Annotated in this window: 13 protein-coding genes and 1 pseudogene; 6 read left to right on the plus strand and 8 right to left on the minus strand. The window is 70.0% G+C overall.

The features are described from left to right. Nucleotides 1-190 precede the first annotated feature (190 nt). From ACIA8E_RS09395 to ACIA8E_RS09410, 4 genes are read left to right on the plus strand one after another with little or no spacing between them, the layout of a single operon-like run. The gene (locus ACIA8E_RS09395; RefSeq protein ID WP_399296167.1) at nt 191-880 is read left to right on the plus strand and encodes a DJ-1/PfpI family protein; all 690 of its coding nucleotides are present in this window, start codon (nt 191-193) and stop codon (nt 878-880) included. 56 nt (nt 881-936) lie between these two features. Beyond that, entirely contained in the window at nt 937-1,257 is a 321-nt protein-coding gene (locus tag ACIA8E_RS09400; protein WP_399296169.1) for a hypothetical protein, read from the plus strand. A 2-nt stretch (nt 1,258-1,259) separates the two neighbouring features. Further along, nucleotides 1,260-1,727 (plus strand): hypothetical protein, encoded by a 468-nt coding sequence (locus ACIA8E_RS09405; RefSeq protein ID WP_399296171.1) that lies wholly within the window; start codon nt 1,260-1,262, stop codon nt 1,725-1,727. A 3-nt stretch (nt 1,728-1,730) separates the two neighbouring features. After that, the gene (locus ACIA8E_RS09410) at nt 1,731-2,018 is read left to right on the plus strand and encodes a DUF3817 domain-containing protein (RefSeq protein ID WP_399296172.1); all 288 of its coding nucleotides are present in this window, start codon (nt 1,731-1,733) and stop codon (nt 2,016-2,018) included. 45 nt (nt 2,019-2,063) lie between these two features. Here ACIA8E_RS09410 and ACIA8E_RS09415 read toward each other — a convergent pair whose 3' ends face one another. The 4 genes from ACIA8E_RS09415 to ACIA8E_RS09430 form a co-directional block, all read right to left on the minus strand. Then, entirely contained in the window at nt 2,064-2,336 is a 273-nt protein-coding gene (locus ACIA8E_RS09415; RefSeq protein WP_399296174.1) for a DUF6225 family protein, read from the minus strand. A 129-nt stretch (nt 2,337-2,465) separates the two neighbouring features. Further along, nucleotides 2,466-5,123 carry a SpoIIE family protein phosphatase gene (locus tag ACIA8E_RS09420; protein WP_399296176.1) on the minus strand — a complete coding sequence of 886 codons (2,658 nt, stop codon included), beginning with the start codon at nt 5,121-5,123 and terminating at the stop codon, nt 2,466-2,468. A gap of 212 nt (nt 5,124-5,335) precedes the next feature. After that, nucleotides 5,336-6,577 carry a M20 family metallopeptidase gene (locus tag ACIA8E_RS09425; protein WP_399296178.1) on the minus strand — a complete coding sequence of 414 codons (1,242 nt, stop codon included), beginning with the start codon at nt 6,575-6,577 and terminating at the stop codon, nt 5,336-5,338. After that, a complete protein-coding gene (locus ACIA8E_RS09430) occupies nt 6,574-7,953 on the minus strand; it encodes an MFS transporter (protein ID WP_399296179.1) in 1,380 nt (459 codons plus the stop codon). Before ACIA8E_RS09430 ends, ACIA8E_RS09425 begins: the two co-directional genes overlap by 4 nt. 184 nt (nt 7,954-8,137) lie before the next feature. On the opposite strand from ACIA8E_RS09430, the gene ACIA8E_RS09435 reads away from it, so the two are divergent. Together ACIA8E_RS09435 and ACIA8E_RS09440 are read left to right on the plus strand one after the other, a co-directional pair. After that, entirely contained in the window at nt 8,138-9,154 is a 1,017-nt protein-coding gene (locus tag ACIA8E_RS09435) for an Lrp/AsnC family transcriptional regulator (protein ID WP_399296181.1), read from the plus strand. Nucleotides 9,155-9,311: 157 nt separating this feature from the next. Then, nucleotides 9,312-9,932 carry an FxLYD domain-containing protein gene (locus ACIA8E_RS09440; protein ID WP_399296183.1) on the plus strand — a complete coding sequence of 207 codons (621 nt, stop codon included), beginning with the start codon at nt 9,312-9,314 and terminating at the stop codon, nt 9,930-9,932. A gap of 103 nt (nt 9,933-10,035) precedes the next feature. On the opposite strand, the gene ACIA8E_RS09445 is transcribed toward ACIA8E_RS09440, so the two are convergent. The 4 genes and pseudogenes from ACIA8E_RS09445 to ACIA8E_RS09460 all read right to left on the minus strand — a co-directional run bounded on the left by ACIA8E_RS09445 (nt 10,036) and on the right by ACIA8E_RS09460 (nt 16,092). Further along, nucleotides 10,036-10,845: an inositol monophosphatase family protein gene (locus tag ACIA8E_RS09445; RefSeq protein ID WP_399296185.1), complete on the minus strand. Its 810-nt coding sequence runs from the start codon at nt 10,843-10,845 to the stop codon at nt 10,036-10,038. Between the two features lie 162 nt (nt 10,846-11,007). Further along, nucleotides 11,008-14,844 carry a S8 family serine peptidase gene (locus tag ACIA8E_RS09450; protein WP_399296186.1) on the minus strand — a complete coding sequence of 1,279 codons (3,837 nt, stop codon included), beginning with the start codon at nt 14,842-14,844 and terminating at the stop codon, nt 11,008-11,010. 407 nt (nt 14,845-15,251) lie between these two features. Then, nucleotides 15,252-15,386: pseudogene (locus ACIA8E_RS09455) on the minus strand (flavodoxin family protein); the annotation flags it as partial. A 250-nt stretch (nt 15,387-15,636) separates the two neighbouring features. Further along, nucleotides 15,637-16,092, minus strand: coding sequence for an SRPBCC family protein (locus ACIA8E_RS09460; protein ID WP_399296188.1), 456 nt, complete (start codon nt 16,090-16,092; stop codon nt 15,637-15,639). Nucleotides 16,093-16,263 lie beyond the last annotated feature (171 nt).

The following is a 16,263-nucleotide window of genomic DNA, read 5'->3' on the forward strand; positions in this document are numbered from 1 at the left end:
TGCCCGCCCTGTGGCCGACTCGCCATCAGAGAACCAGGCTCGGCCATTTGTCCAGCTCAAGGCCCATGATCTGGCGATGGCGATATCCCGTTGAAACATGTCACTAACGCCACTGGGCGGTCGAATGAAACATGTTTAGCGTCGAGGTCTACCCGGTGCAGACCGGTCCCTCGCACGTGAAGGAAATTCCATGCACGCCCAGATCGTCCTGTTCGACGGTTTCGATCCGCTGGATGTCATCGCCCCCTACGAGGTGCTGTACGCCGGTGGAACTGCCTCCGGCGGGGCGGTGAGTGTGGAGCTGGTGTCCGCGGAGGGGCCCCGCGCTGTGGTCAGCGGAACCGGGGGGCTGGCACTCCAGGCGGTTGCCGCTCTTGACCCCGGCCGTGCGGGCCTGGTCCTGGTTCCCGGCGCCTCGGGCCGTGTCGGGGCGCCTGGCGAAACACCTGACCTGGAGGCCGGGACAGGCGATCAGAAGCAGGACGAGCTCATCCCCGTGCTGCTGGGCCGCACCTTGAACACCGAACTGCCGGCGCTGCTGAAAGCGGCCATGCGCAATCCACTGGTGACGGTCGGCGCGGTGTGCGGCGGCTCGCTCGTGCTGGCCATGGCCGGCCTGCTCGAGGGCCGCCACGCCACGACCCACCACATGGGCCTGGACCTGCTCGATGCCACCGGCGTCCACGCGGTTCACGCCCGTGTCGTCGACGACGGCGACCTGGTCACCGGCGCCGGTGTCACCTCCGGGCTCGACCTGGGCCTGTACCTGCTGGAGCGCGAGGTGGGCCCCCGGATCGCCCACGCCGTCGAGGAGTTGTTCGCCCACGAGCGTCGCGGCACCGTCTGGCGCCCCCAGGGCCCGGCTCCCACCGGCCTCTGACCATGCCCCTTCTTTGGCACCTGTTCACCGCACGCACCGTAAGGAAGTACAGCAGCATGTCTGTCGAAGGTACCTGGGACCTGTCCATCTCGACCCCCATCGGCACGATCAAGGCAGTGGTCGAACTTCGCCGACAGCACCGTGTCCTGACCGGAGTCGCCCACGGGGCGGCGGAGGAGGTCCCGCTTGCCGAAGTCGCCCTCGACGGCCAGCTACTCACCTGGAGGCAGGCCGTCACCCAGCCCATGCGCCTGAACCTGGCCTTTGCCATGACGGTCGACGGAGACACCCTGATCGGCACATCCAGGGCCGGACGGCTGCCCGCCTCCAAGGTCACCGGCCGGCGCCGGGCCACCCGGCCGACGGCGGAACACTGACCATGACGAAACTCCTCCTCTCCCTGCACGTGCTGGCCTCCGTACTGGCCATCGGCCCGGTCACCGTCGCCGCGAGCATGTTTCCCAGAGCTCTACGCCTCACGCACACCGACCCGGGCGACCGCGAGGCGCTCACGAACCTGCGGATGCTGCACCGCATCTGCCGCGTCTACGCGGCCATCGGCATCGCCGTCCCGGTCTTCGGGTTCGCCACGGCCGGCAGCCTCGGCGTCCTCGGCAGCGGATGGCTGATCACATCGATCCTGCTGACCGCGGCGGCCGCGGCCACCCTCGTCCTGCTGATCCTGCCCGCCCAGGACCGCGTGCTCGCCGCCGTACAGACCCCGGGCTCCGGACCCGGGCCCCGCTCAGCCGGCCGCCTCGCCATGCACACCGGCGTCTTCAACCTGCTGTGGGCCACCGTCACCATCTTGATGATCATCCGCCCCGGCTCCACGACGGGAGTGTGACCCGTGCACCTCCGTAACCTGCGTATTGCGGCCCAGGGCGAACTCATCTCACTGATCATCCTGCTGACCAACCTCGCCACCGCCCACCTCAAACCCATTTCCTCCCTGATGGGCCCCACCCACGGCTGTGCCTATCTGTTCGTCGTGGTGGCCACCTGGCGCCTCAAGCAGGCCACACCCGTCACCAGGGCCACGGCCGTCATCCCTGGCATCGGCGGCCTCCTCGCACTGCGCCGGCTCAACCGCCCCGACCTCGTCGATCAGCAAGGTGAGGACGCCATCCGGCCGTGACCCGCGCTCCACGGTGAGTGACAGCCCGGCGGGAACGGGGCCGGTTCAGTCGAGATGGTCGTACCTGTCCGGCTCCCAGTCGGCGAACAGCGTCAGCGCCTTCTCCGTCTCGGTGCGTTCCGGTGCGGTGGAAGTGGCCGGCCACCAGTTCTCCACCTGATGTGCGTCCACGAGGACGAAGCCGCGGTACCCGTCGAAGTCACCGGGGTCGCTTGCCACACCGATATGGATGGGCGCGTCATCGGGAAGATCCTTGAGGGCATCGCGCAGCTGGGCGGCGTTCCAGATCTGAGGGGTGTGCTCGAAGGTGTCGGTCATGCGCACAGGTTGCCGCAACGGGGTGTCCTGCCGGCGGAGACACGGCTGCTTCCCGGGCCGAAGCGCTGATCCGGTGCAAGGGCGGGGCAAGGCTCGGACGAATCGCCGGGGCAGGCGGCAAAGAACAAGCTAAGAGGGCGCTTCACCGACGGCAGGGCCTGCCGGCAGGGCCTGCTCCACCCAAATGGTCTTGCCGGTGGGCGTGTAGCGCGTGCCCCACTGCTGCGCCATCTGGGCGACGATGAACAGGCCACGGCCGCTCTCGTCGTCAGTGGCGGCATGGCGCAGATGGGGTGAGGTGTGCCCGGTGTCGGCGACCTCGCAGATCAGGGTTTCGTCACGGATGAGTCGGACGTGGATCGGACCGGCGGCATAGCGGATGGCGTTGGTGACCAGCTCACTGACGATGAGTTCGGTGGAGAACGCCAGCTCGTCCAGCCCCCATGCGCCGAGTTGCCCCGTGGTCACGGCCCGGGCTTTGCCGACCATCGCCGCCTCCGCGGTCAGCTCCCACGTAGCCACCTGGTGTTCGTCGAGCATCCGTGTGCGTACGAGGAGCAGGACCGCGTCGTCGTTCGCCGGCCCTGGCACCAGGGTCGCGACTGCGCGGTCACAGAGTTCTTCCAGGGGACGCCGGTACTGGGCGAGGGCTTCTGTGAGCAGCCCGAGTCCGACGTCGATGTCATCGGCGGCCGCCTGGACGAGGCCGTCGGTGAAGAGGGCGACGAGGCTGCCCTGCGGCAGCTGGAATCCCGTGGTCTCGTAGGGCAGACCACCCAGCCCCAGCGGAGGGCCCGGCGGGAGATCCGGGTAGGTGGCGACGCCGCTGTCCGACAGGACGACCGCAGCCATCGACTGGCCGGCGCGCGCCATGCTGCACTGTCCCGACACCGGGTCGTACACCGCGTACAGGCACGTCACCCCCAGGGCGTCGTCCTGCCGGGGCCCCGTGCCGCCCGCACCATGAACGGCTGCCCGCTCCTTGGCGGTCTGCCCGACCAGGTCGTCCAGGCGCGAGAGGAGCTCGTCCGGGTCGAGGTCCAGGCGGGCGAGGACGCGAACGCCGGTGCGCAGGCGCCCCATGGTGGCGGCGGCGAGCAGTCCGTGGCCGATCACCTCCCCGACGACCAGGCCGACTCGCGTTCCCGACAGTGGGATGACGTCGAACCAGTCACCGCCCACCCCGGAACGGCTGTCGGCGGGCACATAGCGGCTCGTCATCTCGACAGCGGTCGGTTGCGGCAGCCGGTGAGGAAGCAGACTGCGCTGAAGTCTGAGGGCCGCGGCGTGCTCGCGTGTGACGACCAGCATCAGCACGACGCCGAGCAGCAGGGCTCCGAGGCCCACGACGGTGACCCCGCCCGTCCGTCCGATGAACGGCAGGTCGATGGAGGTCGCACCGTAGCTGGGGTCGGCGTAGACGACGAAGGCGGCGTAACAGAAGAGGAAGAGCATCGTCAGCGCGCCCAGACCCGGCAGTAGGCCCTTGAACAGGAAGTCTCTGCGGCTACGGGTGAGCACCCTGCGGAAATACCAGACACAGGCGAAGCCGGTGAGGCCGTAGTAGAACGTGATCGCGAGCCCGACCGACTCGATGGAGTCGGCCAGGACGTTGTTGCTGATCGCCGTCAGGAGGACGAGGAAGGCGACGGAGGCCAGGCCCAAGGAGACGGTCGACCAGGTCGGGGTGAGGAATCTGCGGTGCACTCGGGCGAATCGGGAGGGGACGGCCTTGTGCGCCGCCATGGAGAAGACGGTCCGGGCCATGGGGAGGATGGTGGTCTGGGCGGAGGCCACCGCGGAGGTCAGCACCATGAGGATCAGCAGCTTGGAGAAGAAGGGCCCCGCCCCGTGGCTGCCGAAGACGGCGTTTCCCAGACCCGAGAGCACGTCGCCCGCGTTGTCCCTGTTGCCCAGCCCGGTCCCGGCGGGGCCGACTCCGGCGAAGGCCTGCGCCGAGGTGGCGACCAGGGCGTAGATGACCAGCAGCAGCACGACGGAGATGACCGCGGCGCGTCCGGGGGTGCGCGTGCTGTCCGCGGTCTCCTCGTTGACCGTGACGGCGGTGTCCCAGCCCCAGTAGATGAAGACGGCGGCGAGGATACCGGCCGTCAGCGCTTCGGCCGATGGCACGTGGAGGGGGTTGAACCAGGAGGCGGAGACGTGGATCGCCATCTCGGGGTTGCCGGTGTAGACCTTGACCAGGGCGGTGACGGCGAACAGCAACAGTACGGCCACCTCGATGAACAGGAGCCAGCGCTGAACGGCAGCCGAGATCTCGATGCCGATGTAGCAGATCGCGGTCATGACGCCGATCCAGATGACACCCGCGAGGGTGGTCCACACCCTGTTTTCCGTGAGGGAGTCGTAGCCCAGGAGCCGGAAGCCGTAGATGCCGGCGATCTCGGCGAGGTTCGCCATGACGATGATGTCGGCGACGATGATGCCCCAGCCGCCCATCCAACCGGTGCGCGGGCCGAAGGCGCGGGTCGCCCAGGTGAAGGTGGTCCCGCAGTCGGCGTTGCTCGCGTTGAGTTCCTTGTAGGCGTACGCGATCATCAGCATCGGGACGAAGGCCAGCATCGTGATGATCGGGGCCTGCAGTCCGACCCCCGCCACGATGAGGCCCAGCGTGGCCGCGAGGCTGTACGCCGGGGCGGTGGACGCCAAGCCGATGGCAACGGAGGAGAGCAGTCCCAGGGCACCGGATTTGAGCCCTTTCTCACCCGCGCCCGAGTCGAGCGCGAGCGGCGCGTCGGACGCGCCAGGGCTACGGGAGAGCTTCACACCGGATGCCAACCTCCTCATTTGCCTTCCGACCACCATTTTCGCCGCAGGCGAGGAGGCCTGCCACGGGAAACCGGCTGGATGATCCACGCCGCTGAAAAACAGGACCAGTGGTACCGGACTGCCGAACGTCCAGCCCGAGGGGTCCCGGGGGAGTACGCGGGTATCCGGAGCTGTGATGCCGTCCTCGATTTCCATCCTGGACCTGCGCCTCACGTTCCTGGGGCAAGGCGAACTGCTCGTGTCGGTGGCGAGCTGCTCGGGCCGGCCGCCGGCTGACTCCGTTGCCGCCGCCTCACCCCGTCGAGCAGTCGGCTCCGCTGGGCCTGCGACGTCGCCAGACCAGCACCGGTCAGGGCGAGCGCGGTCGCCCCGTCGAGCACCGCCCGGTCGGCTCCCGGGCTCTTGCCGTACGCGGTGAATTCGGGAGTGTGCTGCTTGGCGCCGTCTGTGTCGTAGCCGATCGTGGGGTGGATCGTGGGGATGAGCTGCGAGACGTTGCCCATGTCCGTCGACGCCATCGTCTCGCCGCACCGTGACATCGCCGTACGGCCCAGTTCGCCGAGCGCCCTGACGTAGAGCTCCGTCATGTCGGGGTCCTGGCGCAGATCGGCGAAGTTCCTTCCGTGCGGGCGCAGCTCGAGCTCGGCACCTGTGGCGAGCGCCCCGGCCTCGAAGCAAGCGCGCACCCGCTGCCACGCCTCGCCGAGCTGCTCCACGGTCAGCGCCCTGACCTCGCAGCGCGCGCGGGTGCGGGCCGGGATGACGTTCACGGCCTGGCCGCCGTCGGTGACGATGCCGTGCACGACCACACCGGGCGGCAGCTGCTGGCGGAGCAGTCCGACCGCAGTGTGGGCGACGGTCATCGCGTCGAGGGCGTTGATGCCTTCCCATGGGGCGAGCGCGGCGTGGGAGGGCTTGCCGCGGTAGGTGATGTCCCAGGCCCCGATGGCCAGTGAGGAGGCGCCGACGCTGTCGTCGGGGGCAGCGTGCACCATCATCGCTGCAGCTACGTCGTCGAAGACTCCGGCATCGAGGAGGAGGACTTTCCCTCCGATGTCCTCCTCGGCGGGGGTACCGATCAGCTTCACCGTCAGATCGAGTTCGTCCGCGACGGCGGCGAGTGCGAGCGCGGCGCCGACGGCTGCGGCCCCGTTGACGTTGTGCCCGCAGGCGTGGCCGATGCCGGGCAGGGCGTCGTACTCGGCGCAGAATCCGATGACGAGGTCGCCGGATCCGCGGGTGGCGACGAGGGCAGTGGGGAGGTCGGCGGCGCCCCGGGTGACGGTGAAACCGGCTGTCTCGAGGAGATCGGCGATCCTGGCCGCCGAGCGGTGTTCCTGGAGGGCGGTCTCGGGTTCGTCGTGCAGCCCGTGGCTGAGGGCCACGAGCCGATCGCTCCAGGAACGCACTGCTTCGGTCACTGTCCTCTGCATGCCCAGGGGGTTCGTCATGCGAGCTCTCCACTCTGCGCCGGCTGCTGTCCGTATGTCGCGTGCGCTTCGCGTGGGCTGCGATAGCGCAGCGCGAGGGCCGTGCCGACAAAGGCGGCGCAGGCGCACGCGCCCCAGCCCCACAGGTAGCCGGACTCGGCGATGCGCGTGGTGCCGCGCACGGCGTGGGCCGCGAAGAACGCGCCGATCACGGCGGCGCCGATGGCCGCGCCGAGGGAGAGGGCCAGTTCGTTGAGGCCGACGGCGAGAGCGGTCTCCTGTTCCTCGACGACCTCCGCAGACAGGGTCCGGGTGATCGACTCGAAGAGCCCGGTCGCGAGGCCCACGACGAGGGCGCAGGCCACGTACTGGGTGAGGGTGTCGTGGAAGAGAGCCATCCCCAGGAAGCCGAGCGCGATGAGTCCGCCGCCCGAGGCGAGTACGGCGCGGTCGCCGAGCCGCCGGGCAAGGCGCGGGGTCAGCGTGGAGCCGGCGAATCCCGCGGTCACCATGGCCAGCGAGATGGTGGCGATCGCCTGCGGTCCCAGACCCATGCCGTAGCCGTTCGCGGACCGTGAGGCACCGAGAAAGAGGGCGTTGGCGCCGAGGAAGCCGATGGTGCCGAAGGAGGCGCAGAAGGTGTAGCCGCTGACCACCGCGAGACGGGGATTGCTCAGCATCCGCACGCTGACCAGGGGATGTGCGGACCGCTGTTCGACCGCCACCCAGGCCGCGAGGACGGCGAGGGCCGCGACGCCGAGAGCGATTGTGCGCGGCGCGCCCCAGCCCCACGTACTGCCCTGCGCGAGGACCAGGACGAGCGCCACCAGGCCCACGGTGAGCAGCGCCGCCGCCCCGTAGTGGAAGCGCCCGCCACGCGGGGCGTCGCTGTCAGGCAGGACGAGGCCCGCGACCACGGCGAGGACGGCGACCGGGACGGCCGTCCACAGTCCGGCTTCCGCATGGTGCTCGCTGAGTGCACCCGCCACGAGGCCGCCCACTCCGATCGCGATGAGCAGGACACCCACGAGGAGGGAGATGCCGATGCGGTTCCGCTCGGGTGCGCGGGAGCGGAGGATGCCCACGAGGAGCGGGAAGAAGCCGACCAGGGCGCCCTGGAGCGTCACGCCGACGGCGAGGGTCACGGCGGACGGCCGCACGGCGATCAGGAGCGAGCCGCCCGCCACCATCGCGAGGGCCACCCGCAGGAGTTTGCGGTGCCCGTACAGGTCGCCGAGCCGGGAGAGCAGCGGCGTCATGACCGCGAAGGCCAGTTGGGACAGCAGGTAGATGTTGTTCTGCCCCACGGCGCCGATGTGCAGGCGCAGGCCGACCTCGGGCAGCAACGGCGTCAGATAGCCCTGGACGATGCCGCTGAACAGGATGACCACAGCCATCGTCGCGAGCATGCCCGAGCCGGAGCTCAGCGCTCCGGGTCCGCGTCGTGTTCCCGATATGCGTGTGGACACAGGTTCACCTCTGGATCATCTGGTGGCCGGAACCGAATGTGGTGGCTACTGTGCGGGCCGAGGCACACATGGCCCCGAATATTCATGGATTCGTACGTACGGAGTGCTTGTGATGCGAGAAACGGTCACCGCCAGCGAGCTCGACCTCGCTCTCGTGAACGCCCTCCAATTGCGGCCCCGGTCCTCCTGGTCGGAGCTGTCACCGCTGCTCGGCGTGACCGCGGGAACGCTGGCGCGGCGCTGGGAGCGGCTGACCGGGGCGGGGCTCGCCTGGGTGTACGCGGCGCCCGGACGAGAGTTCACGCGTAACCGCTGTACGGCCTTCGTGCTGCTGCGCTGCCTTCCTCAGGAGCGGTCCCGGCTGATCACGGAGCTGAGCGCCCTCCCGGAAGCAGTGACGATCGAGCTGACCGGGCCCGGCAGTGCCGACCTGCTCCTCGACGTGCTGGCCCCGGACCTGCCCTCGCTCAGCCGATTCCTCAACGAGAAGCTGGACCGGCTGTCCGGCATCGTCTCGGTGACCTGTCTGTTCGCCACGTCGCTGTACGTCGAAGGCAGCCGCTGGCGGCTACGCTCCCTGGAACCCGCCCAGCTGACCACGCTCGGCAGCGCGGAGGGGGCGCGGGAGCCGGTCCGTACGCTCGCACTCGATCCCGTCGACCGGGCCCTGCTCGACGAACTGGTCCGCGACGGCCGCCTCGGCCTGTCCGAACTCGCCGAGCGCACGGCCACCAGCCCGGCCACCGTCCGCCGCCGCCTGCGCCGTCTCACCGACTCCGCCGTCCTGACCTTCCGCTGCGACATCGCCTCCGCGCTCGCCGGGCACCCCGTCCCGGTCTCCCTGCTCGGCCAGGTGCCCGCGCGGGACATCGGCACCGTCCACCGCACCTTCGCCGCCCTGCCCGAGTGCCGTCTGATCGCGGCCGTGACCGGTCCCGCGAACATCTTCGCCACGCTCTGGGTGCACGACCTCGGTGACATCCAGCGGCGCGAGACCGCCCTGTGCGCCCGCTTGCCCACCCTCACGGTGACCGACCGCATCGTCGGCCTGCACACAGCCAAACGCATGGGCCACCTGCTCGACGAGCAGGGGCGCCGCATCGGCGTCCAGCCGATCTCGCCCTGGTAGCCGGTGCGAGGGGGCTCGCGCGAGACAGGCCTGCTCGGCCGCGTCCAGGGCGCGGCCGAGCAGGCCTGTCACGAATCCGACACGAGCGGGCCAGAACATTCCGGACAGGCATAGCGTGAGCGGACTCAGGACCACGCGCATCCCATGAGGGGATCACATGTCGTACGGCTACCCGCCTCAGCAACCCGGCCAGCAGCCGGGTCAGGAGCCCCAGCAGCCGCCCCAGTGGGGGCAGCAACCTCCTCCGCCGCCGTATCAGCAGTGGCCCCAGCAGGGCGCGGGGTGGGGCGCGCCGCCGCCCAGGAAGTCGAATACCGGGCTGATCGTGACGCTGTCGGTGCTCGGTGGGCTGGTACTGCTCGGCGGCTGCGGTGCGCTGGTGGCAGTCACGGTCAGCCATGCACCGAAGACGCGGACGCTGCCGACGACCGAGGCGCCGCAGGACAAGGCACCTGGGAAGGACGCACCCTCCGAGAAGCCCGCCGTCGAGGAAGGGAGCCCCGAGGCGGATGTGAAGCTCACCAAGTGCGTGGTGGATTCGCTGACGACGTGGCCGGTCGCTGATGTGGAGATCGTGAACCACGGCGACTCGAAGGCGACCTACGTCGTCAACGTGGAGTTCGTGGACGGTTCCGGTACACGTCTCGGCGAGGGCTTGGCCGCAACCGACAGCCTGGCCGTGGGGCAGAAGGCCAAGGAGAAGGCGCAGGGCCTCGTGAAGGTGCCGGCCAACGTGACGTGCAAGGTGTCGAAGGTGACGCGTTACCCGACGAACTGACGGCATGACGATGCCCTGTCGCCCATGGTGGTGGCGGGGCATTCGTGTGATCGGTGGTGCCCGCTCCGGCTCTGCTGCAACTCCGGCCGCACCTGTGACGAGGTCAGGTGCGGTTCCGGCGTCGGCTGCGGATCATCGACATCAGCAGCCCGTGGGTGTCGGCGTCGGCGGCCACGACAAGCCCGCGGCCTGCCCGCCCGATCGGGGCGCCGTCGATCCCGGTGACGACGCAGCCGGCGGCCCGGCACACGGCGATGCCCGCGGCGAAATGCACGCTCCCGGAAAGGTCGCCGCCATCGGTGACATACGCGGCGCGCTTGCCGGCGGCGACCCAGGCCAACGCCAGCGTCGTGGACACGACCCGCGGCCGGAACCGCTCGACGAACCCGGGGTGGCCCAGCAGGTCCACGGCCCGGAACCCCGGTGCACTCGGGAACGGCGGATCCAGGTTGACGTCCACCAGTTGGGTGGCGGGCGTGGGCGTCAGCCGCGCGTCTGCGCCGTTCCGCCGCACCCCGGCGGTCTCACCGTCGGTGAAGAAGACCTCGCCGCTGAACGGGTCGGCCACCGCCGCCGCCCCGTCGCGGAGTGCCACGTTGACGGCCACCAGCATGTTGCCGACGGCGTAGTTCAGCGTGCCGCACAAGGGATCCACCAACCACTGGCGCGCCGCGTCGGCGGCACCCTGCTGCCCACCCTCCTCGCCGAGCACCGCATCATCGGGCCGGGCGGCACGGATGACGCCGAGAATCGTCTTCTCGGCCTCCACGTCTGCGGCGGTGGCGAAGTCTCCGGCGCCCTTGTCGATGCGGGTGAGATGCCGGCCGTACATGGTGTGCACCACGTCCGCGCCGGCACGTGCCGCAGCTATCGCAACACCTGCATCGTCAAGGCCCGCACATGAGTTGATCACGTCCTGCAGAATATCGGCGCGAAGCCTGTCCCCGTCGGTCGGACCGGCATCGTCCCGAAGTATGGCCGGGACATGGACATGGCACGGCGGGTGCCAGGGCTCACACCCCCTGGCACCCGCCGCGATTCAGCCGGTCAGGTCCGCGCTACCGTTCCCGGCGCCTCATGCGGTGCCGCGCTGCAGGTACGCGCGGTCCACTGTCTGCCGGACGGTGTTGCCGGCCGCGTCCTTCGCGGTCACGCGCAGCGTCACGTACGCGTCGCCGTGCATCCGGGCCGGCCGCTCCACGACGGCGGTGAAGCCGCTGCCCTTGCGGGCCGTGGTGGCAGTGGTCCAGGTCCGCCCGTCGTCGTAGGACGTCTCGACCTTCAGCGTCACGCCGCGCGGCGCCGCCATGCCGTCCTGCATCCGGACGTCCAGGCCGAGAGTGTGCCTGCGCTGCGAGCCCACCGCGTTCCGGACGTCGACCGGCACGGTGTAGTCGACCTGGAGCATCGGCAGCAGGGCCGTGTGGGCTGCGGTGTCGGAGCGGAAGGTCCACGACGTTCGCGTGCCGGTGCCGAAGCGCCAGTCGTCCGAGGTACGGGCGGTCGTCAGGTCCATCCGGTATTCGGCGTCGCCCGCGGGTACCTCGAAGTTGCCCCACGCGCCCTGGTCGGACTCGGCGATCCGCTTTCCGTTCCGGTACAGCGCCGCCGTGGCCGTGTCGCTCACCGCGGCCGCCGTGACGCCGGTGCCGACGCCGCCACCGAAGGGGTCGGCCTCCGCGAACGACCAGTGGCCGGCGCCGGAGTCGTTGAACTCCGGCACGTACACCGACAAGGTGTCGCCGTTGCGCACCGACGGCAGTTGCCCACCACGCGGGATCGACGGGCGGACCACCGCTCCGTACCAGCGCTCCGTGGCGCGCTGGCCCGGCCGGTAGGTACGCGTGTCGTCGTGCATGCCGGCCGCCAGCGGGAAGTCGGGGACGTCGATGACGTTGTGGTGCACGACATGCTTCCACAGCGTGTCACCGCCGGTCACGTACTCGACGCGTTCCTGTCCCGCCGGAACGTAGCGCGTGTACTGGTTCCACGCGGTGTCCTGGTACGGCCGCCATCCGAAACGCTGCTCGCTCGCCCAGGACGAGGCACCGGTGCGGGTGTACGTGCTGCGGACAACCGCGCTCTCGCGCTCGGAGACGGTGTACACCAGCCGCTTGGGGACGGAGCCCTTGGACACCTGCATCACGTCGTACAGGTACGGGCTGCGGACCGTGCCGGAGAACTCCACCGTCGTGGTCCGCTGCTTGGCGCGCTCGAGCAGCGCGGTGCCTTCCGCCGTGCCGGCGCGCATGGTGGGCACGGCCATCCGGTCACCGGTCGGGTTCCACCGCGTCCAGGGGTAGAAGCCTTCCTCCACGACCAGCATCAGTGCCTTGGCCCCGGCGTCCGCCGCGGCCTGCGCGAGCGCCCGGTCGTCGGAGAAGTCCCAGCGGACGACGGCCAGCTTGCCGCGTACGTGTGCGGCGCGAAGCTCGGCGCTCGTGCCCTTGCCGGCGTCCACGGCGGTCAGCCGTGCTCCCTTGTCACTGAAGGCCGGGGAGGTGTTCACGTAATACGGGCTGAAGTCCAGCGACGTACCGGACACCTTCGCCTGCAGCTGCGGGGCCACCATCTGCCAGCGAGAGGAGAACTCGAAGTCGCCGTCGGTGACCTTGGCGGTGGGGCTGACGTAGATCCGCTTGGCGATGTCGAAGAACATCACGCCCTGGATCAGGCCGTTGCCGTCGATCTTCCGGTACGTCTGGTAGCTGAGCACACCGCGCTGCTCGGCCGGGCGGGGCGTGCGGATCTGCACCGGGGTGGTGTCGGCGGCGTTGAGCGTCACCGACATGTCCTTGGTGACCTTCACCTCCGGGTTGACCACCTCGCGCAACTCCTGGCCGTCGGCCGCCCGGTCCAGCGTGCCGAAGCTGAGCTGGTAGGTGCCCTCCTCCACTTCGGCGACGGCCGGCTCCAGGCTCGTGTAGTTCACGAAGCCGTCGGCGCCCCAGATGACCGGAGCCGCGCCCTCGATGACCTTGCCGTCGCGGTCGCGGGCGACCACGGTGAGCTTGTGCACCGGGGCGTGCACGTTCAGGGCCACAGTGGTGTGGGCGAGCACGGTGCCGTCGGCAGATGTGGCGGTTACGTAGCCGTAGTACTTGCCGCGGACGGCGTTCGCCGCCTCGGTGCGCAGCGGTACTTCGGCCGTGGCGCCGGGGGCCAGCCGCACCGTGTCGGAGCCGAGGGTGACCACGCCGCCGGCGAGGGTGCGCCCGGTGTTGGTGGCCAGGGCGGCAGCCAGGGAGAGCGTCACCGCCTTGTCGCCGGTGTTGGTGTAGCGGACGGTGGCCCCCTGCTGCTTCCCGCTGCCGCCGGTGTAGACGGGAGCGAGGGTGACGCTGCCGGTGGCCGTGACAGGGCCCATGGCCGTGGCCAGGTCGATGCGGCCGCCGCCCTGCTCGGTCACCTTGGTGCCGGGCACCGTGTGCGAGGTGCTGATCAGGGCGTCCTTGAGTTGCTGGGCGCCCCAGTCGGGGTGCTGCTGGGCCAGCAGTGCGGCGGCGCCGGCGACATGCGGGGTCGCCATCGAAGTGCCTGACGCGGAGGTGTAGTTGGCATCGACCGGGTCGCCCATGGTGGTGCCGGACGCGCGGGCGGCGACGATGCCGACGCCGGGGGCGGTCACGTCGGGCTTGACCGCCGCGTCGCCCAGACGCGGGCCGCGGCTGGAGAAGGAAGCGAGGGAGTCGTCGCGGTCGACGGCCCCGACGGTCAGCGCGGCGTCGGCCGCACCCGGCGACCCGACTGTGGACGGGCCCGGGCCGGCGTTGCCCGCGGCGACCACGAAGAGCGTGTCGGTCGACGCGGTCAAGGTGTTGACGGCCTGGCTCATCGGGTCGGTGCCATCGGTTTCGCTGTCCGAACCGAGGCTCATGTTGACGACCTTGGCGTGCTGGGAGGCAGCCCATTCCATGCCGTCGATGACGGACGACTCCGAGCCGTAGCCGTCGTCGCCCAGTACCTTGCCGATCAGCAGGTCGGCGCGGGGCGCGACACCGCGCCGGGTGCCCGAGGACGCGGCGCCCGTGCCACCGACGGTCGCGGCGACGTGCGTGCCGTGGCCGAAGTGGTCGTCCGTGCTCGGGCTGCCGGAGAAGTCCTTCGCCTCCGCAACGCGGCCGGTCAGGTCGGGGTGGTTCGCGTCGACACCGGTGTCCAGCACGGCCACCTTCACGCCCTGGCCCTCGTAGCCGGCCTTCCAGGCGGCGGGCGCGTTGATCTGCGCGGTACTGCGGTCCAGCACGGCCTTCACCTTGCCGTCCAGCGAGACCCGCGGAGCGACCACGGCACGGGCGGCGTCAGACTTTCCGCCGGGGTTCAGCGTCTTCCAGAAGCGGCCCAGGTCGTCGTCGGCGACCCGCAGCGACCGCGCGTCGAGGCTCTCCAGCCTACGGGCAGGCGTCGCGGCCGCCTTGAACGCCACCAGCCGGTCAGCGGTCGCCGCGGCGGCCTTCGCCGCCTGCGAGCTGACCCTGGCCCCGACCCGTGACGGCTCCGAGGAGACGATCAGCGGAAGCACGGAGGCATGGGCCTCGTCGTAGCCATCGGCGATCAGGGCCGTCACATTGAAGAGGCGGCGGTCCAGCGTGCCGGCGGACACCAACGGCTCGGCGTCGAACGGGATCACGGTCAGTGCCTTGTCGTCCCCCTCCAGCGTCCGGAAGGGGACACGCTCGCGCCCGGGGCCGGGCTGCACCGACGCGGTGTGCCGTCCGCCGGGCAACGACGTCACGGTCACCCGGTCACCGGTCACCAGTCGCACGGTCGCGGAGCGAGCCCCCGGCACGGTGGCGGGACGAGTGGCGGTCCCGGTGGCTGCCTTCCCTGCGGTGGTGGCAGCGGCCGGCACACCTCCGCCAACCAGCAACAGCCCTGCCGATATCGCCCCCGTCAGGCGTATCCATGTCATCAGTGAAAACCCTTTCGTACAGCTGGGGGTCACAACCTGTCCGAAAGAATCCACTGATGAAGCTGACGTGTCGCCGACCTCACGTGTCACAACGGCGACATGTCCCAACGGCGACACGCGCCGCCGACGCGCCTGACCCACGTGGGAACCCGGGTTCGGGTCGCTGGGGCTGCGGCGACTCACGCAGACCCTCGAGCCCGTCCGGCGTGCTGTGACCTACGAGTTCCGCGAGCTTCCGGCCGTTCTTCCGGCCGACCGGCTCCGGCAGTCCGCGCACGTGGTCACGCATCCGCGGCCGCAGCTCGAAGTGTCAGTCGACACGGAGTCTCACACACACGTCGTGAAACCCTCCACGTCCACCTTGCGGGCCCCTCGGATCGCCCCAGTCGCCGTTCCGGCTCCCGGATTCAGCGGTGTTCGGGGTTCTCGAAGTCGAAGTGGCAGCCGGCGTCCCCCTCCGAGCGCTGGTTCCCGTGCGCCGGAATGCCACCCGCGTCCTTGAGCAGCCGCGCCAGGTGCAGCAGATTCCACATCATGAACGTCGATTCAACGCCGGTTCCGATACCGCGTGGACCGTCCTCATCTGCGGACTGCTGGTGTCGTCGGTGCTGACGGCGGTGAGCCGGCTCCTCTCGTGGAGACGGACCCGGGCCGCCGTCGTCCGGTCCTGGCCGTCCTCGCCCCGCCATGGTGATCTGCACTTGTACGGTGTTCGTGGGGCTCGTCGACCGGCCCATGGAGGCGATACGCCACAGGAGGTGAACGGGCCCGACGGGGCGGGTCACCGCTTGCTCAGCGGGCGATCGCAGCCTCGGCCGCCGCCTTGATCCGCTGTCCGAACGCGGGGGCGTCCTTGCGCGCGGCACCGGCGGCGAAGCCCACGAGGAGCTTGCCGATGCCGTGGCCCTCCAAGACGTTGAAGATCCGCACCTTGGTCGTTCCGTCGGCTGTGGCCTCGAGGTCGTAGCCGCCTTCGGCGGCGGTGACCAGGTTCTTCGAGAGCTCCTCCCAGCGGATGCGGGTGGGCGTCGCCAGTTCCTTGATCCGGAACTCCCGCCGGGTCTTCATGCCGGCGTCCTTGACCGTGCTCCGAAACATCGTTCCCACCGCCGTCGGCCCGGCCGGCGACTTCTCGATCCTCATCACACGTGGACTGAACTCCGGGTCGTGCTCGCCATCGGCGAGATAAGCGAAGACTTCGGCGATGGGCCGGTCGATCTCGACCGTAGCCTCGAACTGAGTGGCCATGACTTCTCCTCGTCACCCTGATCAGGTGCGCTCGGGCTGCGGGGGCGGTACGCGAACGCAGGCCCGCGAAGGCGCGGGACGGCGATCATAAGTCCGCCGGGGGCGGACGGCAGGCAGAACGACATGCGGCGGTGCTGCCTGTTACCCCGGCCAGACGGTGGCGGCTCCGAG

This window comes from Streptomyces sp. NPDC051664, assembly GCF_044453545.1.
In the GTDB taxonomy this organism is placed as follows: domain Bacteria; phylum Actinomycetota; class Actinomycetes; order Streptomycetales; family Streptomycetaceae; genus Streptomyces.